We start from the raw sequence: 23,526 nt of genomic DNA on the forward strand, positions 1-23,526 counted from the left end.
TTTCTATGTCTTTTATGTGTGCGACAAATTAAATTGTCGCACATTTTCTAGGACTCTTTTATTGAAGTGTAAAAGGTGGCTTTGTGTACTATGAATAAACTTTATACTTTCGTTTTGTAATTTTTAATTAAAACTGTTGTATAACATTTTTGATGTATGAGATTTAATATGCATACTGATGCTTGGATGTTCTTGTAATAATATAAAAAAATAATTTTGTTAAGTTTGCTATAGTGTGACAATAAAAGTGAACAGAGTTTTATAAAGCGGGGAATAGAGATTATTATTTTATTGCGAATTTGAGTGTTAGACGTCGGTCTGATATTGACTGTACGAACCTATTTTTGTGGCAATGTTTGGATGACGGGCAATCATAGGCTATTTGTGCAATTGGGTGTTCGCTAAGTCAACGATATCTTCATTGAATGGCGTGTAATCCGTGCTAGATAATACTCAAAAATGACAAGATTGTTGTAAAATGCACAGATAGCTATAAAGTGATAAGAGAATAATTAACAGATGATAATTTTAACAACATTAAAAAATAGGTGAAAATTACAATATTTTTTGATCGAGTAATGGTTGACATCTAAATAGGGCTATGCTAGTATAAGGTTAAGCTTTTAGAAAAACAAAAAAGCAAAAATACATTAACAATAAAATTTATATAAAGCCGCGTTTTTACGTATAAGTCGACGGATAGTTGGCTGCATGATTTTTATAATGACGCAGCCAATGCTCCGCCTTTACTTCGCAAATTGTAAAAGCGTTGAGCGCGCGGCTAGTACCGCATGCATCCAGTTAATCCTCGTTAAAGAACTAGCGGTGAGAGTCCTGGATGTATGCAGAGGAAAACTGCAAGGATGCTCCTTAATTAAGGAGCGGTCAAATTGCCTCGAGCGGTAATAGGCAAGTAGCACCCGCGCCTAATAGTTATTTTTTATCGGCGGATGGTTTGTGTCTATATGCTATAGTATTATCGCTCAGGCTTCTTGTGTATAGTATGATGTGAGTATGGGGATGAAGATAACTAGTTTTATAGCGTTGGTTGCATTGATTTTGACTGCGGTTATTTTGAACGCGACAAACCCGAGTTCTGCTGGTCCGTTTGGGATTTTAGTGTTTTTTGTATGTTTGTATATACTATTTATCTGTCTAACTTATGTAGTATTTTTAACATCGGAGCGAATAGCTGCGAAATTTTTTAATTTCAAGAATAGTCGCAATGAATCTAAGTATAAGACTTATTATTATTCTACCGTAATCTCTCTTGCTCCAGTTATTTATGTGGGTATGCAATCGATGGGAGATGTTGGGATTTTTGAGATATTATTACTTGGTGTGTTTGAGTTGCTGGCGTGTTTTTTTATACATAAAAGATACTAATTCCGTCCTGAACGTAGTCGTGTATTTTAAGTAGTTACGTGGTACAATATATTTATGAATCCCGAACTGCCACAAGTTAATAGGACTCCTGAGGTGCAGCCACAAAATATAGGTGGCGGTGAGTATAATGTAGAAAATACATCATTAAATCCTGAGATCGGAAGAGAGTCCGAGCAGTCACTTGGTGTTAGGGTTGAACAATATAACAATATCCCTGTGGCTTTGCCTGTTGATAATACTACAACAGCTCCTTTATCTCAAAACGACGCTCAAAGTACGAAGCAGTCGGGGGTAGTAGCTGATGACGATACTCCTCTGGTGGCAGCGGATGAAGATCTGATAGAAAGAGAATGGGTGGATAAAGTTAAAAAGATTATAGCTTTAACAAAAGATAATCCTTATGAGAGGAATAGAGTTATTGCACAGCTGCAGGCTGATTATTTAAAAAAACGATATAATAAGACTTTAGGTCAAAATGACGATGGTAGTAAGTAGGGTTTTATATGGGTGCGGGTCCTTTGATAGTTAGTTTTATCGCGATTGTTATTATAGCCGCTGGTTCTGCGGTAGCTTTTGTGTTGTATCGTAACATGCTGAGGGAAGCCAAAAATTATGAACGAGGCTTGAAGATGGTGCCGTTGCTTATACATTTGCCTCCGACAAGTGAAGACGTCAATAATTCAAATCGAGATGAGCGAGATTTAACTGAAGAGGTGCTGTCGCAAGCCCAGGTGATGTACAATATTATCTCAAGTACAGCAACTAAAGGATTCAAAAGTAAAGTCTACGGCCAACGTCATATATCGTTTGAGATTGTTGCACATGGTGGGTTAGTTCACTATTATGCTGTTGTTCCGCTAGTGTTAGTTGATGTTATTCGTCAAGCTGTAGCGGCGGCATATCCTTCTGCTAGGCTAGAAGAGGTATCTGATATTAATATATTCAGCAAGGTCGGCAAGATGAGCGGAACCATCGGCGGCGAATTCACCCTGAAAAAATCCTTTGTTTATCCAATATCGACTTATCAGGAGTCGAAAAGAGATGCTTCCAGGGCATTATTAAATGCTTTATCTTCGGCGTCCAGAGAAGATGGAATAGGTGTACAATTTTTACTACGTCCGGCGTATGACGGTTGGTCCAAGGCTTCAGAGTCTCATATTGACGGCATGAAGAAAAATAAGGGCAAGAAGAAAGGCTTTGGAGGCGTTGCTCCTATGGATATTATGGAGGCTCTGTGGAAACCGCCAGAGAATAATGAAAAAGACGGTGGCTCTAGTTCTGAGGACAAGCAGCTAACATCTTTAGAGCAGGCGGAAGTGGATGCTATCAGTGAAAAAGCTCGCTATCCTGCATATGAAGTCTTAGTGCGTGTTGTAATTTCGTCAAACACTGCGGCGCGCTCTCAAGTGTTGTTAAAAAATATAATAGCAGCCTTCTCGTTGTTTGACTCACCTCGCAATAATGGGTTTAAGTTCTCTTTAACTAGGAATGTTGAGGAAATGACAACATCATATATTATGAGGTTTTTCCCTCAGGAAACTCGTAGTAATATTCTCAACAGTGTAGAAATGGCAACGTTATTCCATTTGCCTGGAGCTAACGCGATCCCGACTTCACAAGTTAAGCGACAGATGTCCAAGCAGGTTGATGGACCAACAGACGTTTTGGATGAGGGTTTGCTGATTGGGTATAACGAATTTCGAGGAGTCAAAAAACCTATTAGAATCGGAACAAAAGACCGCCGCCGCCATGTATATATTATTGGTCAAACAGGCGTTGGTAAATCTGTCTTGCAGGAAAATATGGCTTATCAGGATATGATGGATGGTCGGGGATTTGCCTTTATTGATCCGCACGGTGATTTGGTTGAATCTTTATTGGGTAAGGTTCCAAAAGAACGCGTTGAGGATATTATCTACTTTAATCCTGCCGATATGACTAATCCAATTGGGTTGAATATGTTTGAGTTCGACACTCCAGACCAAAAAGACTTTTTGGTTCAAGAGGCAATTAATATGCTGTATGGTCTTTACGATCCAGGCCATACGGGAATTGTTGGCCCTCGTTTGGAACATATTTTTAGAAACTGCGCCTTGCTGCTGATGTCAGATCCTGCTGGTGGAACGTTTATTGATGTGCCGAAGTGTCTTATTGATCCTGAATTTGTAAAAAACAAGCTTAAGTATGTAAAAGATCAGCAAGTTATTGATTTCTGGACAAAGGAATTTCCTGCGTCGCAGAGGTCAAATGAGGCAGGTGAGGTTATTTCATGGGTTGTATCAAAGTTTGGTCCATTTATTTCCAACGATGCAATGCGCAATATCATTGGTCAGACCAAATCTGGATTTAATTTGCGTGAAATTATGGATAATAATAAGATTTTGCTGGTTAATTTGTCGAAAGGTAAGATGGGTGAACTTAATTCGAAGCTTCTGGGTATTATTTTTGTGATGAAGTTCCAGGCAGCAGCGATGTCTCGGGCGGATATTCCAGAAGATCAGCGAGTTGATTTCTCATTGTATGTTGACGAGTTTCAGAACTTCGCTACTGACAGCTTTGAATCTATTTTGTCTGAGGCTCGTAAGTATAAATTGAGTCTTATTATGGGTAACCAGTTTATGACGCAGTTAACAGATAAGATACGAGAAGCTATTATTGGTAACGTCGGTACGGTTATTTCTGGGCGTATCGGTGTAACTGATGCCGAATTGATGGTTAAGAAGTTCCAGCCGACCTTCGATGTCGACGACTTGGCTAAATTGCCAAACTTCCAATCTATAACCTCTGTGATGATTAATAATGTGCCGTCTGCGCCGTTTAGCATGAATTGGATTCCTCCGATGGGGCAAGTTAATAATCAGCTGAGAGACGCGTTAGTAAGGCTATCTGCTGCTAAATATGGTAGACCGCGAGCTGTTGTCGAGAAGGAGATATTTGACAGGATTAGAGGTAGTGTGCAACCAAAGACGAGTCCTTCTCAATTAGCGCCTTCTGCTAATCAAAAGGCATCTGGTGGGTCGTCGTTCTTGGATGAATGGCTAGCGAAGAGACAACAATTAGGAGGAAAGCCCGCTTCTAACTCAACTGTAAGACCGGTAAATTCGCAAGCCCCACAGACTTCCTCGCAAATACAGAATCCGCAAGGTCGCCCAGGGGTGGTTAATAATGCGCCTTCTAATATAAATAGCGTAAATGCTACAGCTTCTAATCTTGACAGCAAACAGCAAAGTCAACCTTCTGCGATAGATAGTGCTGTCGTCAATAGGACAAATGTGTCCATGACTACAAATAATAACCCTGTCTCTTCTGTAAATGTAAAACCGAACCAACCTGTGGTTAAGAATAGGCTCGATTTACGTAATGGTGATGATGACGATAGTGAAGTGATGATTAGTTTGAGATAAGATTCAACATCTATCTAGCTATTTTTCCTGTTATTGATAAACCCTACTCGAGCGTATTCGATAACAGCGCCGATAGACCAGCCAGCTACAAACAAGATAATAGTTTCTGATCCTGATAATAGATATCCGTATCGTTTGGCGATAAAATACACGACGACAGAAGCTATTGCGCCTAAGGCGCCAGAGATGATTAAGTTAGGGCGGGCAACGGTATTGCCGATTGCGTCACTAGTCTTTTCGACGACTGGATTATGAATGACCTTGCTGAAAGCTCTGGATGGAGCTGATAGTTGGTCTTGTACATTTTCCAAGGTCTTCTTATACGAAGCTTCAATATCTTTTTTTGTAAGAGGTTTATCTTCTTTTATCTCTTTAGATTCTTTTTGTTCTTGCCGTTTTTCTTGGCGGGCGGCAATTTCTATAGCCTCATGTTTAATGCTAATTTCATTTTCGGCATTTGATTTTTCTTTTTCAACCGCCTTTTCTAGGGATCTTTCGATTTCAGCAGCTTTTTCTCTGCTTAAATCTGCTAATTCTCTGGTGTCGACAGCATTCTCTACGGTAGATTTTAATTTTTCACTCATTTTTCACCTCCTATAAAGTTCCTGCGGACATGTCTCGCCGAATGATTCTAACTTCTTTATTTAATTGACGTGATCGAGCGTAGAAGTATACGACCACGGCTGCAATAATTCCTGCGAACATCATATTCTCGCTGGCACCAGTTTTTGGTAGTTGCGAAGTGGTTTGTTCAATAACTTTCGGTGCAGGGCAGTCAATTTTTGTGCTGACAGTATTGCCAAATGTGTTATCGATCCTACAATCATAAGACATTGGATTACTTTTACCGCTAGCCATCGCCGGGATGCTGTTCTTTATTTGGATGGTAAAGCTGCGCTTCTGGGTTTCTCCTGGCTTGATCTTGATAGGGTTCCATACTAGTACTTTTGCGTTGCCGCTGCCCGCGCTAGCGCCTTTATCATCTGTCAATGTTCCACCGCCAGCGTCGAATATGTCTGCATATTCTAATAGGTCGCTGACTTGATCTTTAAACGTAAATTCTTCCTCTTTAAGACCTTTGTTTTTTACCGAAAGAGTGTAGATAATTCGATCTCCAGATTTCGCAACCGTAGTTGTTGCATCGGCATTATTTTGGGTGAGATTAACTGCGGTTTTTGTCTGCACGAACGAGGCAGAACATCGACTATCGTTAATCCATATAGTAGAGTCGCCTGGACATGGTTGACACTGAGGATCGTCCTTTAATAATTTAGGGTTTTGAGGGCATCTTGCTGGCTCTGGTATAGTAAATGTCTTTACGCAGGCGTCTGAGGTCTTATCGCCTAATGAGCTCTTTACCGTTAGAATAACTTTATATGATCCCGGTGTTTTCTCTGTATAAGTTACGATTTTATCGTTGCCTTCGATAGTCTTAACTAGAGTATTTCCTCGGTAAATGCTGTATACATATTTTTGGATTGTCGCACCATTGGCCGCACTGGCGTTAGCAGTAAGTTGATATGTATCGCCATTCTTCTTTATGTCTAAGGCGTTACACGTAGCTACTGGCTGTGGCGGAGTAGAGCAGTTTGGGTATGTGCCGACTTGCCCAGTTGGACATTGATGGCTCGGTGGTGCGATTTTAAGGATTAAGTTACCGCAGTTAAGCATGATTGCAAACCATCCGGTTCCAGCTGAATATCCAACGAATGCTCTATATGAGAAGCTGCCCCAGAGGTTGTGAGGTCGATAGTAGAAAGTGCGAGCCCCTCCTTGAGATGTGCGCACTACATATGAACCTTCACCTCTTGCTGCACCAAAGTGAGGTGTAAGTCCCCAAGAATAGGTACCCATATTGCTATTTAAGGTCTGAAGATTACCAGTTGCCGCTGCCAAATCAGAGCGGCTAATACCAAGATGATCGTAGAGGTCGTGAATATTATTTGTGTTCGCGTCATAATGAGCCATTAGTTGTTGGCCGCTAGAAATTCCGCCGTAAATTAGGTCGCTGGAATCTGCTGCATTGGCTGATTCTGGCGGTGAAAAAACAGTGAAAGATTGCACAATAAGCGCTAGGGCAGTTAAAATAAGCCCGATCTTTCGAGTAGCTTCTTCTTTGCGTAAGCGTTTCGCGTAAAAGCCCAAACTGTGGATCATTGAAGGGCTATATGGTAGGCGCGAGATAATTTTTTTGAACATTTTGACCTCTTTTATTTTTGTTGTTATATAACTTTAATCTAACTTTAGCATAAGCATGCTGAAAAAGTAAATAGTTTGAGAATATATCTATTTTGATGTATAATAAGGTTGTTGAAAAGAGCTGATAATTCAGATAATAGTGAGGGAGATATGGCTAAACAAACAAATGAACAATCTTATGATGGCTCACAAATCCAGGTCCTAGAGGGCCTTGAGCCGGTTCGTAAGCGTCCAGGAATGTACATCGGTAGTACGGGGTATGAGGGCGTACATCACTTGATTAAGGAGATTGCCGATAACTCAATTGACGAGGCAATCGCTGGTTACGCTACAAAGGTCGAAGTAACTTTGTTAAAGGATGGTGGTGTTCGAGTATCTGATGACGGTCGTGGTATTCCTGTCGATAAGCATCCAAAGACGGGTAAGAGTACACTAGAGACGGTATTAACAATCTTACACGCCGGTGGTAAGTTTGGTGGCGGTGGCTATAAGGTCTCGTCTGGACTTCATGGTGTTGGTTCTAGTGTTGTGAACGCGCTATCTACGCGGATGATTGCTGAAGTTAGGAAGAACGGTAAAATCTATCGCCAAGAATACGCAACAGGCGTGCCTCAGACAGAATTAGAGGTAGTCGGAAAGTCTGATGATTCTGGAACGACAATTACATTTTATCCAGACCCAACTATCTTTAAGGAGACGGTTAATTTTGACTATAAATGGGTTGTTAATTATCTTCGTCATCAGGCGTACCTTACAAAAGGCATTCACACGTCGGTTATTGATGAGCGAACTGGCGAACGAAAAGCTTTCTACTTTGAGGGCGGTATTCAGAGCTATGTAAAAAACCTGAATATTGGCAAGGATGTTTTATCGGACGATATATTTTATGTCGAGAAACAGGTTGAAGATTGTATGGTGGAAATTGCGGTTCAATATAACGACACTTACGCTGAAGTGGTAAAGCCATTTGCTAATAACGTCTTAACTCCTGATGGCGGTACTCATTTGGTTGGTTTCCGAACAGCCCTCACGCGTGTAATTAATGATTATGCTCGCAAGAATAGCTTACTGAAAGAAAAAGAGGATAATCTGACTGGTGATGACATCCGTGAAGGTTTGACGGCAGTTATTTTGGTGAAGTTGCCAGATCCTCAGTTTGAAGGTCAGACCAAGAATAAACTTGGTAATCCAGAGATGCGCCGCTATGTTGATCAGGTGATGAGCGAATATTTTGCGTATTACTTGGAGGAAAATCCAGCTACAGCTAAGAAGGTTGTTGGCAAGGCTACATTGGCGGCACGAGCTCGTAAGGCGGCAAGGGCTGCGCGAGACAACGTTATCCGTAAGGGAGCATTTGAAGGCTTAAACTTGCCATCTAAATTGACGGATTGCTCATCTCGTAACCGAAAAGATTGTGAATTATTTATTGTCGAGGGTAATTCGGCTGCGGGTTCAGCTAAGGATGGTCGCGATTCAACTATTCAGGCTGTTCTTCCTCTTCGCGGTAAAGTGCTGAATACTGAGCGCGCAAGGTTTGATAAGATGTTTGCTAATGCTGAAATTGTTTCGTTGATTAAGGCTATGGGCGTTGGAATTGGCGACCAATTTGATATCAGTGGCATTCGTTACGACAAGATTATATTTATGACAGATGCCGATGTTGATGGTGCGCACATCTCTACACTTTTGATGACATTCTTCTTTCGATATATGTCTGAAGTGATTGAAGCGGGCCACGTATATCTGGCGAAACCGCCTCTGTTTGGGTTGAGTAGAGGAACTGGCAGCAATCGTAAGATAGATTACGTTTATGATGAAGTAGCCCTCGAGCAAAAATTGAACGAAAAGATCAATGAACGCAAGGCTGCTGGTGTAAAGATTGATGAAAATGCTGAGAAATTTAAGCAGGCAGGCTACACAGCACAGCAGCGATTTAAGGGTCTTGGTGAGATGGATGCCGCCCAATTATGGGAAACAACTATGAATCCAGAAAACCGAACATTAGTGAAGGTTAATATTGAAGATGCAGAACGGGCAGATGCGATATTTACGAAGCTTATGGGTGATAGTGTAGAATTGAGGAAAAATTTTATTCAAACAAATGCCGCTAAGGTTAATGTGGAAGATTTGGACTTTTAAGGAGGAGATATGGCGGATAATGACAATAAAAATATAGTAGAACCGGAAATTCTGAACGAAGAGCCAGAAGTTCGCGGTATTGAAAAGTCGACAGTTGAGCGTGTTATGGAAGACTCCTTCCTTAAATACTCTATGTCGGTTATTATTGACCGTGCTTTGCCGGACGTTCGTGACGGGCTGAAGCCTGTTAATCGTCGTATTTTGTATGCGATGAATAAGAATGGTTGGCGTGCTCCTCATGCTACAGTGAAGTCGGCAAAAATTGTCGGTGAAGTTATGGGTAACTATCACCCGCACGGTGACTCATCAATTTATGACGCCATGGTGAACTTGGCTCAACCTTGGAAGATGCGTTATACGCTGGTTGAAGGTCAGGGTAACTTCGGTTCTATGGACGGTGACGAGCCAGCGGCTTCTCGTTATACTGAGGCGCGAATGGATAAAATTGGCGGCGAGTTGCTGTCTGACATCGACAAAGAAACTGTTGATTTTCGTGACAACTTCGACGGAACGGAGAAAGAACCGGTTGTTTTGCCGTCGGCCGTTCCAAATATTCTGTTGAACGGTCAGATGGGTATTGCTGTTGGTATGGCGACAAATATTCCGCCACATAATCTTGGTGAGGTGGTTGACGCTACAGTTGCTAAGATAGATAATCCTGAAATTACACTAGACGAACTATTGACACATATTAAGGGTCCTGATTTTCCGACGGGTGCGGAAGTTTATGGTGGTGCGCCAATGCGTCAAGCATATGAAACTGGGCGTGGCTCAGTTACGATTCGTGCGGTTGCGTCGATTGAAGAGCGCAAAAATGGCCGTTACAGTATTATAATCACCGAAGTTCCGTATGGCATGAGTAAGGAGGGCTTTGTTGATAAGGTTCGAGAACTTGTCCTTGCCAAAAAAATAACGCACATTGCCGATGCGCGAGATGAAAGTGCTCGCGGTAAGGTTCGAGTTGTTGTTGAACTGAAAAAAGATGCTTATCCAAAGAAGATTCTTAACCAATTGTATAAATTGACTGGATTACAAACATCATTCCATTATAATGTCCTGGCTTTGGTCAATGGTATTCAGCCTAAAGTTATGGGCTTGAAGGAGATTTTGTCGGAATTCATTAAGCATCGTCAAGGCGTTATTCGACGCAGGACTGAGTTTGAACTTCGAAAAGCTAAGGAACGAGCTCATATATTGGAAGGTCTGAAAATTGCGCTTGATCATATCGACGAGGTGATCAAGACAATTCGCGAAAGTTATGATGATGCCGACAAACGTTTGATGGAGAGATTTGGTCTGTCGGAAATTCAAGCGGCCGCAATTTTGGCGATGCAACTACGACGATTGCAAGGGCTGGAGCGCGACAAGATTGAAGAAGAATTGAAGCAACTTCATGAACTGATTAAGAAGCTGGAGGCAATTTTGGCTGACGAGAACGAGATTTTGCGTGTTGTTAAGGAAGAATTGCTTGCTATGAAAGAAAAATATGGCGATGATAGGCGCAGTAAGATCATTAATCACGAATTAGGAAAGTTCTCTGACGAGGAGCTAATTCCGGAAGAGGAATCAGTTATTCTACTTACAAGCGAAAATTACATTAAGCGAACTCTTGTGAGTGATTATCGCAGGCAAAATCGTGGCGGTAAGGGTAAGCGCGGAATGACGACTAAGGAAGAAGATGTCATTGATCAAGTTGTTCAGGCAAGCTCGCATGATTATTTGCTATTCTTCACCAATATGGGTAGGATTTTCCGCTTGAAGGCTTACGAAGTGCCAGCTGCCAGCCTAAGCGCGAAAGGTGTTGCTGCGGTTAACTTATTGCAACTTCAGCCAGAAGAGAAGATAACGGCGATTATCAAGCATGAAAAGAACGCTAACGAAGACGGATATCTATTCATGGCGACAAAGAAGGGTACAGTTAAGAAGACTCCTGTGAAAGATTATGCCAATGTTCGTACGAATGGATTGATTGCAATTAAATTGGATGAAGGCGATGAACTTCGCTGGATAAAGAGAACGAGCGGCGAAAATGACGTAATTATATCTACGTCTGCAGGACAGGCTATTCGTTTTAACGAAAAAGACACTCGCCCAATGGGTAGATCGGCTCGCGGTGTTCGCGGCGTAAGATTGCGTCCAAACGATTCTGTTGTTGGTATGGATATCGTTACAGGTGACGACCAAACCTTGTTGGTGGTTAGTGAAAAGGGTTTCGGTAAACGTACAAAGGTATCAAACTTCCCAAGCCATAAGCGTGGCGGAGTCGGTATAAAAGCCGCAGTTGTAACTGCAAAAACTGGTCCGATTATCTCTGTGCAGACTATTGACCCAGAAATAACAGAGGCGTTATTGGTTTCTCAGAATGGTCAGACTATCCGCCTGGGCTTGAGTGACATTAAATTGCTCGGAAGGACAACTCAGGGTGTGACGATTATGCGTCTATCTGACGGCGATGCTGTTTCGTCAATCGGTTTGATGGCGGATCGCCCGCAGGATGAGGGTAATTAATAGTGAAGGTCTTGATAGTCCCAGTAATTGCATGGGCGATATCCCAAGGGTTGAAGCAAGTGTTTCATCTCATGGGGCGTAATCGTCGAGTATTTAGCGGTGATACAAACCCAAAAATACTTCTATCCGGAGGCATGCCAAGCGCTCATAGTGCGATTGTTGTGTCGCTGGCGGTATTTCTGGGACTACAAGATGGCTGGGATAGTTCCATATTTGGACTAGCTACTTGGCTGGCTATTATAGTGATGTATGACGCTATGATGGTCCGTTATTCGTCCGGAATGCAGGGTGAAGCGCTTAATAAGTTAATTTCGGAGCAGGGTAGCAAGTTGAAAAAACTTCGCGTTGCTCATGGTCACACCCCTGTAGAAGTGGCGGCTGGGGCGACTATTGGTATGGTCGTAGCTGCCGTTGTATTTTTCGCAACAAAATAATTGTAAAAATCTATTGACCTAAGCAATTATATACTGTAAGATTAGTAACAAGTCTGGTTGCTGGAGTGCGAGTTAAGCAACGATTTACAATCTGTAAAGCGAGGTAAATCATACTTCAGTCTGACTTAAGATGAACTTTAACAATTTGATTGTGCAATATCATCGTCAGTTTATATTTTTGTAGAGCCTTAATACTTTGATACAAAGTAGATTTTAACGGAGAGTTTGATCCTGGCTCAGGATGAATGCTGGCGGCGTGCCTAACACATGCAAGTCGAGCGGCAGCGAGTTTTACACTGAATTCTGGAAGCTTCTGGGTAATATAGAAGATCTATTCAAGAATTTTGTGTAAAATGTCGGCGAGCGGCGGACGGCTGAGTAACGCGTAGGAATTTGCCCCAAAGTGAGGAATAACTGCCCGAAAGGGTAGCTAATGCCGCATATGGTCTTCGGATTAAAGCCTTCGGGCGCTTTGGGAGAAGCCTGCGTTGGATTAGGTAGTTGGTAGGGTAATGGCCTACCAAGCCGACGATCCATAGCTGGTCTGAGAGGATGATCAGCCAGACTGGAACTGAGACACGGTCCAGACTCCTACGGGAGGCAGCAGTGAGGAATCTTCCACAATGGGCGAAAGCCTGATGGAGCAACGCCGCGTGAAGGATGAAGGCCTTCGGGTTGTAAACTTCTTTTATGAGTGAAGAATATGACGGTAACTCATGAATAAGCACCGGCTAACTACGTGCCAGCAGCCGCGGTCATACGTAGGGTGCAAGCATTATCCGGAGTGACTGGGCGTAAAGAGTTGCGTAGGCGGTTTAATAAGTGAATAGTGAAACCTGGTGGCTCAACCATACAGACTATTATTCAAACTGTTAAACTCGAGAATGGTAGAGGTAACTGGAATTTCTAGTGTAGGAGTGAAATCCGTAGATATTAGAAGGAACACCGATGGCGTAGGCAGGTTACTGGGCCATTTCTGACGCTAAGGCACGAAAGCGTGGGGAGCGAACCGGATTAGATACCCGGGTAGTCCACGCCGTAAACGATGGATACTAGCTGTTGGAGGTATCGACCCCTTCAGTAGCGAAGCTAACGCGTTAAGTATCCCGCCTGTGGAGTACGGCCGCAAGGCTAAAACATAAAGGAATTGACGGGGACCCGCACAAGCGGTGGATTATGTTCTTTAATTCGATGATAACCGAAGAACCTTACCAGGGCTTGACATCCAGGGAAGGTCTGCGAAAGTAGACTGTGCCTTTTGGAACCCTGTGACAGGTGATGCATGGCCGTCGTCAGCTCGTGTCGTGAGATGTTAGGTTAAGTCCTTCAACGAGCGCAACCCTTGTGAATAGTTGTATTTTTCTATTCAGACTGCCCCGGTAACGGGGAGGAAGGAGGGGATGATGTCAGGTCAGTATTTCCCTTACGTCCTGGGCTAGAAACGTAATACAATGGCTAGTACAATGCGCAGCGAAGCCGCGAGGTGAAGCAAATCGCATCAAAGCTAGTCCCAGTTCGGATTGTAGGCTGAAACTCGCCTGCATGAAGTCGGAATCGCTAGTAATCGCAAATCAGCAAGTTGCGGTGAATACGTTCCCGGGTCTTGTACACACCGCCCGTCAAACCATGAAAGTGACCAACACCCGAAGTCCGATTCGTCGGCCTAAGGTGGGGGGCATGATTGGGGTTAAGTCGTAACAAGGTATCCGTACCGGAAGGTGCGGATGGATTACCTCCTTTCTAGGGAGTAACGATGCCAATCTGTCGAGCAATCACAGATTGAGCTAGGTCGGTCTCGTAAATGTGTCGAGCTTACATATTTACAATAGTCCTCTCGAGGACGAGACAAAAGTTCAACCTTTCTCTACGATAAGCCGATTGATGAATTGCACAATCAAGTTGTTAAACGAAAAAGTCCCTCTATGAGGGGCTTTTTTATATGGCATATTTAATCAAATCTGATATTTTGGTAGAATTGTGATTATAAAAAATAGCCAATAATTTTTGGCTATTTATGCTTTTCGTGAGCGTCTATTATAGTCCGCCGCCAAAAAGGGAGTTTAGTAGCCAGTTTAGTGGGATAGTGTGTAGACTGAGCATAATAGCGAATCCTACTCCGCATGTAACAAGTCCCCAAAATTTGAAACGGTCATAGCTACTTACGCCACTTCCCAGATTGTCGGCTAATTTTTGATGGAAAATAACGACGATTCCACCGGCAATTAAGACCAAAATCCCAAAAAATAATGAGCCAAAACTAAATTGATATAACATATTATTAATTATACACTTGTCAGAATTAAAAAGATACTGTACAATTAAAAAGTCTTGGCAATTTATGGGGACATAGCTCAGTTGGCTAGAGCACCTGCTTTGCAAGCAGGGGGTCCAGGGTTCGAGTCCCTGTGTCTCCACCATATGGGGTGAAGTGGGCTTACGTCCACAACACTCCACCAAGACGAATGAGGGCGATTAGCTCAGCTGGTTAGAGCGCGTCACTGATAATGACGAGGTCGGAGGTTCAAGTCCCTCATCGCCCACCATATTTTTTAATATGGGCGCTTAGCTCAGTTGGCTAGAGCATCTCGTTTACACCGAGAGGGTCGGGGGTTCGAGCCCCTCAGCGCCCACCAATCATAGATAGTCATGACTATCGCCGAGAAGGCGATTTTTTGTTTACAAGTAACCTTGCTTAATAAAGCATAGATAGCTATACTCTTAGAATATGTATAAGCGTATTATTAAGCCGATATTATTTTTGTTAACACCGGATTTTACTCATAAATTAATTATTTTTTGTGGACGCGTAGCGCAAGCATTCCCTCCTGTTAGGTGGGCTATTCGTAAATTATGGAACTTTCAGAACAAGTCGCTACAGCAGGAAATTGATGGAGTTGTATTTAATAACCCAATAGGCTTGTCGGCGGGATTTGATAAAAATGTACAACTGTCACCTTTAATGGAAGATGTTGGATTTGGCTTTGCTTCTGGCGGATCTGTGACTACGGAGCCGAGAAGGGGGAATCTGCGACCATGGTTTCATCGATTGCCGAACACTAAATCTGTAGTTGTATACGCCGGTATGCCAAATTATGGATTAGAGAAGATTAGTGACTACATTGAACTAAACAGACTTAAAGTTAAATCAATGCCGACAGTTGTGTCTGTGGCTGTTATTGCTGATAAATCCACGAAAGACGAATTTGGGCCAGTCGTTCCGGAAGAATATATAATTCGGGACGTAAAAAAAGCAGTTAGTTATATCGTAGGAAACAGCCTGGCTAATGTTATAGAGATTAATATTTCTTGTCCGAATGCTGGCAAGGAGCCGTTTATCTATGCCGATACGCTAGAGGCTTTATTGAGCGAATTAGATTCTGTAGAGAGAAATGTTCCTTTCTGGGTTAAAATGCCACATTTGTATGATCTGAAGCAATTCGATTCGTTATTAAAGGTTATTGTTGAGCATAATATTCAGGGCGTAACGGTCGCTAATTTAATAAAGAATCGTGAGAAGGTAGATCTTAAAGATCCTTTGACTGATGATATTAGGGGAGGATTAAGCGGCGAACCTACTCGCGCACATAGCTTAGAATTGATTAAGCATACATATAAAAATTATGGAGATAAACTGACTATTATTGGTGTTGGTGGGGTTTTTTCGGCCGAAGATGCATACGCTAAGATCAAGGCAGGGGCTAGTCTAGTTGGGCTTATCACTGGGCTGTTTTTCGAAGGTCCGCAGCTAATCGGGCGAATAAATCGCGAGCTGTCTCAGTTGCTAAAAAATGATGGTTTTTCTAGTATTTCTGAGGCGATTGGCGCTGATTTTAATAAAAAGCAAAAAAAGTCGAAAAAACTTTGAAAAAACCCTTGCAAAAGAATCTCAGCTGCTGTATAGTTAATTACTAGTTAAGCGAATGTTCAAACGAACCTCTGGCAATACACTGCAAAACGTGCGAGGGCAGTGAGAAAACATCTGAGTGTAGATAGATTTGTCAATTTATTGACTTGTCGATTGTGCACTCAAATGTGTGAGGCACTGATCATTAACAATTTGAGAGTAAAAGAAATTGAGTTTTTAATTGACGGTAGTAGTAATTGCAAAGTAGCAACTACTAGTTAAGTCAATGCATAAAAAGGTACTCAAGGGCGCTAAATGGATGCCTAGACGTATATTACCGATGAAGGACGTGGAAGACTGCGATAAGCTTCGGGAAGCTGTCAACAAGCTTTGATCCGGAGATCTCCGAATGGGGAAACCCAGCATGAGTCATGTCATGTTGCCACTTGCTGAACACATAGGCAAGCGAGCGGGAACCATCTGAACTGAAACATCTTAGTAGGATGAGGAAGAGAAAGTAAATAACGATTGCGAAAGTAGTGGCGAGCGAAATCGCAACAGCCCAAACCTTTTAAGTTTTTGCCTATTTATTTAGGCAAATAAGTTGATAGACGAATACTTATAAGGGGTTGTGATATTACATATGACCAAGTCAGAGAATTTGATTCATTCAAATAATCTGATTTGTGATAACTGGCTATCAACAGTTAGTAAGGTAAGAAATCGGCGTGGTTAGTAGAATAGTTTGAATGACTAGCCAAAGAACGTGAAAGCCGTGTATATGAAAACGACGCTGACCTTATGTATGTTTTATCGAGTAGGACGGGGCACGAGAAACCCTGTTTGAATCTGGCTGGACCACCAGCCAAGGCTAAATATAATATACGATCGATAGTGAACTAGTACAGTGATGGAAAGGTGAAAAGAACCCCGGGAGGGGAGTGAAATAGATCCTGAAATTTAGTGCCTACAAGGAGTCGGAGCCGGCTTGTCCGGTGACGGCGTGCTTTTTGTAGAACGATCCAGCGAGTTAATTTTTACAGCGAGGTTAAGTCAATTGACGGAGCCACAGTGAAAGCGAGCCTGAATAGGGCGAATAAGTTGTAAGGATTAGACCCGAAACCGGGTGACCTAACCATGAGCAGGTTGAAGCCACTGTAACAGGTGGTGGAGGACCGAACCAGGATACGCAGCAAAGTGTTTGGATGACTTGTGGTTAGCGGTGAAATGCCAATCGAACTCGGAGATAGCTGGTTCTCCTCGAAATAGCTTTAGGGCTAGCGTCGTGTTAGTAGCACATGGGGGTAGAGCTCTGTAAAGGACTGGGGCGGGCAACTGTACCCACCCTTAACAAACTACGAATACCATGTGTGTAATCACGGCAGTTAGAACATCGGTGCTAAGATCGGTGCTCAAAAGGGAAACAGCCCAGACCATCATCTAAGGTCCCTAAATTAACGTTCAGTGGGAAACAAGGTGAGATTTCTTAAACAGCTAGGATGTTGGCTTAGAAGCAGCCATTCATTTAAAGAGTGCGTAACAGCTCACTAGTCAAGAGATCTTGCGTGGAAAATGTAACGGGGCTAAAACGTTATACCGAAGATATGGATGTCAGATTTATCTGGCGTGGTAGAGGAGCGTTCCTATCAGCAGTGAAGTCGAATCGGAAGGTTCGGTGGAGCGGTAGGAAGTGAGAATGCTGGAATGAGTAACCATAAGAGAGGTGAGAATCCTCTCGGCCGTAAGAGCAAGGTTTCCTGAGCCATGGTAATCATCTCAGGGTTAGTCGGGCCTAAGCCGAGGCGCAGAGCGTAGGCGATGGACATCAGGTTAATATTCCTGAACCGGTTAAGTTTTGTACACTGTTCACGGGGAAGTAATCGAAGCGGATTCATGGTTTATCCGTCCAACCGAGCGGGAACGCAAAGGGAGTGAAAGTGATTCTTCGGAGTCGCGATTTTGGTGAAAGCCCTGGCTAGAAAAGCAGGTGTACGCGTGGACTTAGCCGCCCGTACCGCAAACCAACACAGGTGCTCGAGTCGAGTAGACTCAGGCTTACGAGCGAACCTTCGCTAAGGAACTCGGCAATACAGCGACCGTAACTTCGGGATAAGGTCTGCCCCCACTTCGGTGGATATCAGCCGCGTTCACTCAGTGAATATTAGGTTAAAGAGTACATTTTTAATCACAAAAACGAATTTTCTGAGATAGAGCAAACGAATTGTTCTTTTGAACGCGAACCTCTGGCATCTAACGATGTGGGGGCCGCAGCAAAAGAGCCCACGGAACTGTTTATCAAAAACACAGGTCTCTGCTAACACGAAAGTGGATGTATAGGGGCTGACTCCTGCCCAATGCTGGAAGGTTAAGGGGAGCGCTTCACGGTGCGAACTGAAGCCCTAGTCAATGGCGGCGGTAACTATAACCGTCCTAAGGTAGCGAAATTCCTTGTCAGGTAAGTTCTGACCCGCACGAATGGAGTAATCATGTGGGCACTGTCTCAGCGAAGGACTCGGTGAAAGTGCATTGGCGGTAAAGATGCCGTCTGTCCGTACCAGGACGAAAAGACCCCATGGAGCTTTACTACAGCTTTACATTGAATATGGTTTCAACATGTGTAGCATAGGTGGGAGACTTTGAAGCAGATACGCCAGTATTTGTGGAGTCACCAAGTGAAATACCACCCTTGTTGTGATTGTGTTCTCACGCTGACCGTTATCCGGTTAGCGGACCGTGTATGGTGGGTAGTTTAACTGGGGCGGTTGCCTCCTAAAGAGTAGCGGAGGCGTTCAAAGGTTGGCTAACTTCGGATGGAAATCGAAGTGATAGTGTATGCGCATAAGCCAGCTTGACTGTGAGGAGTACATTCCAATCAGAGACGAAAGTCGGAGTAAGTGATCCGCTGTACGTACATTTTGTACATGAATGTGGGATCGACAGCGCAAACGGATAAAAGTTACCCTGGGGATAACAGGCTTATAGCGCCCAATAGTTCACATAGACGGCGCTGTTTGGCACCTCGATGTCGGCTCATCACATCCTGGAGGGGGAGCACCTTCCAAGGGTTCGGCTGTTCGCCGATTAAAGTGGTACGCGAGCTGGGTTCAGAACGTCGTGAGACAGTTCGGTTTATATCCGGTATGGACGATAGGAAACTTGAGAGGATCTACCCCTAGTACGAGAGGACCGGGGCGGACGCACCTCTGGTGTATCGATTGTGGCCACCTGCTGCATTGTCGAGTAGCTATGTGCGGACTAGATAAGCGCTGAAAGCATATTAAGCGCGAAACTAACCTCAAGATAAGGTTTCCCTATGAGGACACAGAAAGACTATCTGTTTGATAGGCGCAAGGTGGAAGTACAGTAATGTATGGAGCTAAAGCGTACTAATAGTCCCATTGCCTTTTTATGTCCTTGTCCGTGGAGTTTATGCTTGCATAAACATTGCGGATAAGGTAGACTTAACTAGTAATTGGTGCTTTTCAAAAGTACCGGTCAGTTAAAAATCAATTCCGTGCTGATGTTGGACATCGAAGAAAGGGGTTTGGCCCACCGTGGAATATATACGGAACCAAGCGTCGTAACCCCCTCCTTCGGTGCCCATGGCGAGGAGGAAACACCTGTTCTCATTCCGAACACAGAAGTTAAGCTCCCCAGCGGCGATTATACTGCGAAAGTGGGAAACTAGCACGGTGCCGAATTATAAGAAAGCCATCCTAATAGGGTGGCTTTCTTCTTTGTCTTAAAACGTTTGTGGTATGTTTTGGTCGGTGATAAAATGGTTACATGTGTATGGTATGTAGGGTGGCTTCTGGCGGTATGGCAATTGCTGTTGCTTTAACGCCAACGGTTAGTATAACAGCACCCAATGAGAATAAGAGTGATGCGAAGAAGGTAATTAGTGCTAAAATTTTCTCTGAAATAAAATCTCCGTCGTCGCTATCTAGCTTTAAGGTATCAGATATCCAGACTCCAGATTGGCACTCCACATCTCAATCGTCAAAAAAATCAAATTCTGGAGCGAAAAAAGAAATCACATATACAATATCAACAAAGGGCAATGTCCGATCAAATTTGTCTGAATTCTCGAAACTAGTAAACGAAACCTTAAACGACAATCGAGGCTGGGCGCGTATGGGGATTGTTTTTAAAGAGGTGAAAGGGGGTGGAAGTTTCAATTTAGTTCTGTCGCAAGCTGAATTGATGTCGTCGTTCTCATCAGGTTGTGACGCGGATTGGAGCTGTCGAGTCGGATCTTCCGTCATTATCAATGATAATCGATGGTCTGGCGCGACTACAGCGTGGAATAAAGCGGGTGGTGATATTCGTAATTATCGACATATGGTAATCAATCATGAAGTTGGACACTGGTTGGGGCATGGGCATTTGAATTGTTCTGGGGTTAATAATCCAGCGGCGGTTATGCAGCAGCAATCAATTGATTTACAGGGGTGTGCTTTTAATCCTTGGCCGCTTGATAGTGAATTATGGTCAACCACGCTGGGGATAGAACTATGAAATTGATAAAAAATTATCGCACGCTTAAATTGGCTATTGTCATGAGTTTTATAACGCTGATAATGATATTGGCATATGGATTTGTGAGCTGGAAATCTTGGGAAAATGTTCAAAGCGTAACAAAAAACACTAATGAAGTGGAGAACTCGCTGTTTATTAATTTGCAAAAAGATAAATTATCTACTGAAAAATTGAACGAATATTTGGCTGATTTAAAAAATAAACGCCAAAGCTGCGATGTAGTATTTCTTGTATCTTGGCAGAAGAACGTTAATACTAGATTTAAAAAGTATTCAGAAGAATGTAATAAATCGGTAGAGAAGATGAACCGAACTATACAGAGTATAGAGAAGATTGTCAGCTTTACGGAGTTAGATAAGGAGTTGAGTGGTGAAATACGTATGGTGTTAGATAACCTATCGAAGACCAAGCAAAATGACTTTATTGCTATGGAGAAAATATGGACCGGTGTAAAGAAGAGGTTGGAATCCAGAGAAGACGAGGTTGACTTACGTAAGTTAGCGATGAAGAGAATAGACGCTATTTTATTGGCTGTACGCGATCTAAAGTCGGCTAACGAAAAGAAAGATAGCGACCAGTTTACTGTAGCTAGGGACAAATTTACCGTGGCTATTAACGCCTGGATTGGTTTGCAAAATGAGTTAACACAAGAATCTCAGCTTAGAATAGATAATCTATTAAGAGAGTTTTAGAATAAATCTGCAATAAAAAATATCCCTTTATGTGATGGGATATTTTTCTTCTCGAATCTCGCAGAAAACGAGAATTTTTTGTGGTGGAACTCATGATTTCTAAAGCTCCAACAGGTGCCGTCAGTAACTGACTTTATTAGTATAGCTAACGCGTCAGTAAAATGCAATATTTTATTCACAATAAAAAACTACTTATGTAAATATTGACAAAGCGTTAGTTATATGCTAGCATATAAACATAACACATATCATGTGTGATATATAAAGGTGAGGGTTTCCATTTAAATTTATGTGGAAATCTTTTTTAAAAACGGAGGAAAACCTTCCTATGGCAGGAACAAAGGCTGGCGGCTTAAAGGCTGCTCAAAAAAATCTAGCTCGCGATCCAGATTTTTATGCAAAAATTGGACGTAAGGGCGGTAAAAATGGTCGAACTGGTGGCTTTGCTGCAAATCCAGCTTTGGCTCGTATCGCTGGCGCTAAGGGCGGACGCATTTCACGCCGTACGAAAAAAGACGTACAAAAAATTGCAGAATAAGACCGCTCCAATCTCTTAAAATTAGCCTCCGTATGAGAGGCTTATTTTATTTGATATCTTTTAAGTTGGCAGGATTTCGCCTGATTTACGCGCCATTCCGAGTGGCAATTAATACACTTGTAAGATGAGGAAGTAGCCTGTAATCCAACTGCGCCACACTGAGGGCAAAGACTACGTTTATGTAGCCAGTCCCTGTAGCTATCTAAAGAATCTTGAATATTATCGTCGTCCATACTGAGTGTTAAGCCGTATTTTGGAGACAAAGTATCAACGGCGTACTCCCAGGCGGATCTTTCCATTTCGATCAGCTGGACATCATATTGATAATTTTTATGACCAAGTTTAGCATGGGCGATTTCGTGTAAAAGTTGCACTAAGCCTTTTTGTGAATCTAATTTTTCGTAATAGACTGTTTGCGAATTGGGGTTCCAGGAAAATACTTCACCCTCCTTGAATTGCAGTTCTGGAAAATCGTGTTCAATTTGAGGTAAGCTGACTGATGGCATTATCGTAGCATCCGTATAATACAATTTCTTCTGGGTTAGGGGCGCTGATTATTTTTGGTACTGATATGGCGGCGGGTAAGTTTTCTGCCAGAAGACCGCTTAAAATATCTGAAAAATAGGATGTGAACACTCCCACGCTCCCGCCAATAACAACGACATCTGGTTGTGTAAAGGCGATGAGTGGTTGCAATCCAGCTTTTATTCTATTGGCGACCTCTTCCCAGACTTCCAGGGGTGTGTCTGATGATAATTCGCCAAAAATTCTCTGCAAAACCCTACCCGCAGCAATCTCTTCCCAAGTGGTAATCTTGCCATTGTAATTCAAAGACATATGTCCGCCCTCGCAGTCGCTAAGCTCTTTATGCAGATTTCCATCCAGAATCAGGGAAGTGCCAACGCCGGTTCCTAGGGTGATGTATAGACCACATCTGGGGGTTTTGGGCAATCTGAGCATACTTGCCAGTCCTGCCATATTGGCGTCATTTGCAATAAATATTGGCATATTAGGAAAATATCGGGAAAGTAGCTCACGGATAGGTTGATTTTTCCAGCCGAGGTTTTGACACCACACTGCCACGCCATCTTTGACTACTCCTGGCAGAGCCACGGAAATTGCATCAATTGGCTTATTATTCGCAATCAGGTGAATTTGATCGGCAATGCGTTGAATATATTGGTCTATGTTTTTAGGGGTGGGGAACTTAATGATATGCTTAGGATTTTTTTCCTCGTCAAAGCTGGCTACTAATGTTTTGGTCCCACCTGTGTCAACCGTAATAATCATATATTTATTATATCACCAGCTTTACCTATAAGAGGTCATTATGATATAATAAAGAAAATTTGAGTGGAGATATAATATGAAGCGAGTAAATCGGGCTGGATCAATTGGAGTTTTTGTAGTAGTAGGTGCTATTTTAGTGGCTATATCTTTAGCTGTTCTTTACGGAATTAGGCAGAATAATTTATCACAAGATGAATCGCCGATCTCTAGCGATTTGGTAGCATCAGAGAATAGTAATAAGAATTCACAAAACGGCACATCTCAGCAGTCTGTAGATCAAAAAACGAATAGTCAGTCAGGCGGAAGGGGTGAGGCGCGAACCGACGTGAAGACTGAAGAGTCAAAAAAGACAACTCCTACATCTGAATCTTCTCAGTCTCAACAATCGTCATCATCTACAACGCCAGATCCTTCTACTTCTTCTAAGCAATCTGATAAAGGATTGCCAAAAACTGGACCAGAAGATGTAGCTGTTTCTGCAGTGGCTTTTGGTATTTTGGCGTTTTTGACGGTAGCTTATCAGCGATCTCGCTATCTTATCTAGCTTTGACTT

Annotated in this window: 16 protein-coding genes, 3 tRNA genes and 3 rRNA genes; 17 read left to right on the forward strand and 5 right to left on the reverse strand. The window is 42.7% G+C overall.

From position 1 onward, the window contains the following. Window positions 1-1,014 precede the first annotated feature (1,014 nt). The 3 genes from AACH20_RS03330 to AACH20_RS03340 are packed head-to-tail and all read left to right on the forward strand — an operon-like array spanning window position 1,015 to window position 4,790. The gene (locus AACH20_RS03330) at window positions 1,015-1,386 is read left to right on the forward strand and encodes a hypothetical protein (protein ID WP_338504140.1); all 372 of its coding nucleotides are present in this window, start codon (window positions 1,015-1,017) and stop codon (window positions 1,384-1,386) included. A gap of 54 nt (window positions 1,387-1,440) precedes the next feature. Beyond that, entirely contained in the window at window positions 1,441-1,881 is a 441-nt protein-coding gene (locus AACH20_RS03335; protein WP_338504143.1) for a hypothetical protein, read from the forward strand. A gap of 8 nt (window positions 1,882-1,889) precedes the next feature. Beyond that, complete coding sequence (locus AACH20_RS03340) at window positions 1,890-4,790, forward strand: type IV secretory system conjugative DNA transfer family protein (protein ID WP_338504145.1); 2,901 nt, start codon at window positions 1,890-1,892, stop codon at window positions 4,788-4,790. Between the two features lie 14 nt (window positions 4,791-4,804). On the opposite strand, the gene AACH20_RS03345 is transcribed toward AACH20_RS03340, so the two are convergent. Continuing rightward, entirely contained in the window at window positions 4,805-5,374 is a 570-nt protein-coding gene (locus AACH20_RS03345) for a hypothetical protein (RefSeq protein ID WP_338504148.1), read from the reverse strand. Window positions 5,375-5,384: 10 nt separating this feature from the next. Next, window positions 5,385-6,947: a hypothetical protein gene (locus AACH20_RS03350; protein ID WP_338504150.1), complete on the reverse strand. Its 1,563-nt coding sequence runs from the start codon at window positions 6,945-6,947 to the stop codon at window positions 5,385-5,387. Window positions 6,948-7,139: 192 nt separating this feature from the next. Here AACH20_RS03350 and AACH20_RS03355 point away from each other — a divergent pair, with 192 nt between their 5' ends. From AACH20_RS03355 to AACH20_RS03370, 4 genes are all read left to right on the forward strand, one after another. After that, window positions 7,140-9,128: a DNA gyrase/topoisomerase IV subunit B gene (locus AACH20_RS03355; protein WP_129743830.1), complete on the forward strand. Its 1,989-nt coding sequence runs from the start codon at window positions 7,140-7,142 to the stop codon at window positions 9,126-9,128. Window positions 9,129-9,137: 9 nt separating this feature from the next. Continuing rightward, a complete protein-coding gene (gyrA, locus tag AACH20_RS03360) occupies window positions 9,138-11,636 on the forward strand; it encodes a DNA gyrase subunit A (RefSeq protein WP_338504154.1) in 2,499 nt (832 codons plus the stop codon). A gap of 2 nt (window positions 11,637-11,638) precedes the next feature. Continuing rightward, the gene (locus tag AACH20_RS03365) at window positions 11,639-12,070 is read left to right on the forward strand and encodes a divergent PAP2 family protein (RefSeq protein WP_338504156.1); all 432 of its coding nucleotides are present in this window, start codon (window positions 11,639-11,641) and stop codon (window positions 12,068-12,070) included. Window positions 12,071-12,283: 213 nt separating this feature from the next. Then, window positions 12,284-13,810: ribosomal RNA gene (locus AACH20_RS03370) — 16S ribosomal RNA — on the forward strand. Window positions 13,811-14,104: 294 nt separating this feature from the next. Here the strand turns inward: AACH20_RS03370 and AACH20_RS03375 are convergent. Beyond that, window positions 14,105-14,344: a hypothetical protein gene (locus AACH20_RS03375; RefSeq protein ID WP_178143173.1), complete on the reverse strand. Its 240-nt coding sequence runs from the start codon at window positions 14,342-14,344 to the stop codon at window positions 14,105-14,107. A 66-nt stretch (window positions 14,345-14,410) separates the two neighbouring features. Between AACH20_RS03375 and AACH20_RS03380 the strand changes: the two genes are divergently transcribed. The 9 genes from AACH20_RS03380 to AACH20_RS03420 all read left to right on the forward strand — a co-directional run bounded on the left by AACH20_RS03380 (window position 14,411) and on the right by AACH20_RS03420 (window position 21,683). After that, window positions 14,411-14,487 (forward strand) — tRNA-Ala (locus tag AACH20_RS03380). A gap of 49 nt (window positions 14,488-14,536) precedes the next feature. Further along, a tRNA-Ile gene (locus AACH20_RS03385) sits at window positions 14,537-14,613 on the forward strand. A gap of 13 nt (window positions 14,614-14,626) precedes the next feature. Further along, window positions 14,627-14,703, forward strand: a tRNA-Val gene (locus tag AACH20_RS03390). 92 nt (window positions 14,704-14,795) lie between these two features. Continuing rightward, a complete protein-coding gene (gene pyrD, locus AACH20_RS03395; protein ID WP_338504159.1) occupies window positions 14,796-15,935 on the forward strand; it encodes a dihydroorotate dehydrogenase (quinone) in 1,140 nt (379 codons plus the stop codon). A gap of 270 nt (window positions 15,936-16,205) precedes the next feature. Then, a 23S ribosomal RNA gene (locus AACH20_RS03400) occupies window positions 16,206-19,325 on the forward strand. Window positions 19,326-19,506: 181 nt separating this feature from the next. Next, a 5S ribosomal RNA gene (rrf, locus tag AACH20_RS03405) occupies window positions 19,507-19,615 on the forward strand. Window positions 19,616-19,706: 91 nt separating this feature from the next. Further along, the gene (locus AACH20_RS03410; protein WP_338504161.1) at window positions 19,707-20,432 is read left to right on the forward strand and encodes a DUF3152 domain-containing protein; all 726 of its coding nucleotides are present in this window, start codon (window positions 19,707-19,709) and stop codon (window positions 20,430-20,432) included. After that, window positions 20,429-21,145, forward strand: coding sequence for a hypothetical protein (locus tag AACH20_RS03415; protein WP_338504163.1), 717 nt, complete (start codon window positions 20,429-20,431; stop codon window positions 21,143-21,145). Before AACH20_RS03410 ends, AACH20_RS03415 begins: the two co-directional genes overlap by 4 nt. A 328-nt stretch (window positions 21,146-21,473) precedes the next feature. Next, window positions 21,474-21,683, forward strand: a complete 210-nt coding sequence (locus AACH20_RS03420; RefSeq protein WP_338504165.1) for a general stress protein — start codon at window positions 21,474-21,476, stop codon at window positions 21,681-21,683. 41 nt (window positions 21,684-21,724) lie between these two features. Here the strand turns inward: AACH20_RS03420 and AACH20_RS03425 are convergent, their stop codons facing one another. Continuing rightward, complete coding sequence (locus AACH20_RS03425; protein WP_338504167.1) at window positions 21,725-22,189, reverse strand: hypothetical protein; 465 nt, start codon at window positions 22,187-22,189, stop codon at window positions 21,725-21,727. Continuing rightward, complete coding sequence (locus tag AACH20_RS03430) at window positions 22,161-22,973, reverse strand: ROK family protein (RefSeq protein ID WP_338504170.1); 813 nt, start codon at window positions 22,971-22,973, stop codon at window positions 22,161-22,163. The genes AACH20_RS03425 and AACH20_RS03430 overlap by 29 nt, the downstream gene beginning before the upstream one ends. Window positions 22,974-23,049: 76 nt before the next feature. On the opposite strand from AACH20_RS03430, the gene AACH20_RS03435 reads away from it, so the two are divergent. Then, window positions 23,050-23,517 (forward strand): hypothetical protein, encoded by a 468-nt coding sequence (locus AACH20_RS03435; protein WP_338504172.1) that lies wholly within the window; start codon window positions 23,050-23,052, stop codon window positions 23,515-23,517. Window positions 23,518-23,526 lie beyond the last annotated feature (9 nt).

Origin of the sequence: Candidatus Minimicrobia sp. QA0096, from assembly GCF_963967315.1 — a bacterium.
Lineage (GTDB): Bacteria > Patescibacteriota > Saccharimonadia > Saccharimonadales > Saccharimonadaceae > Nanosynbacter.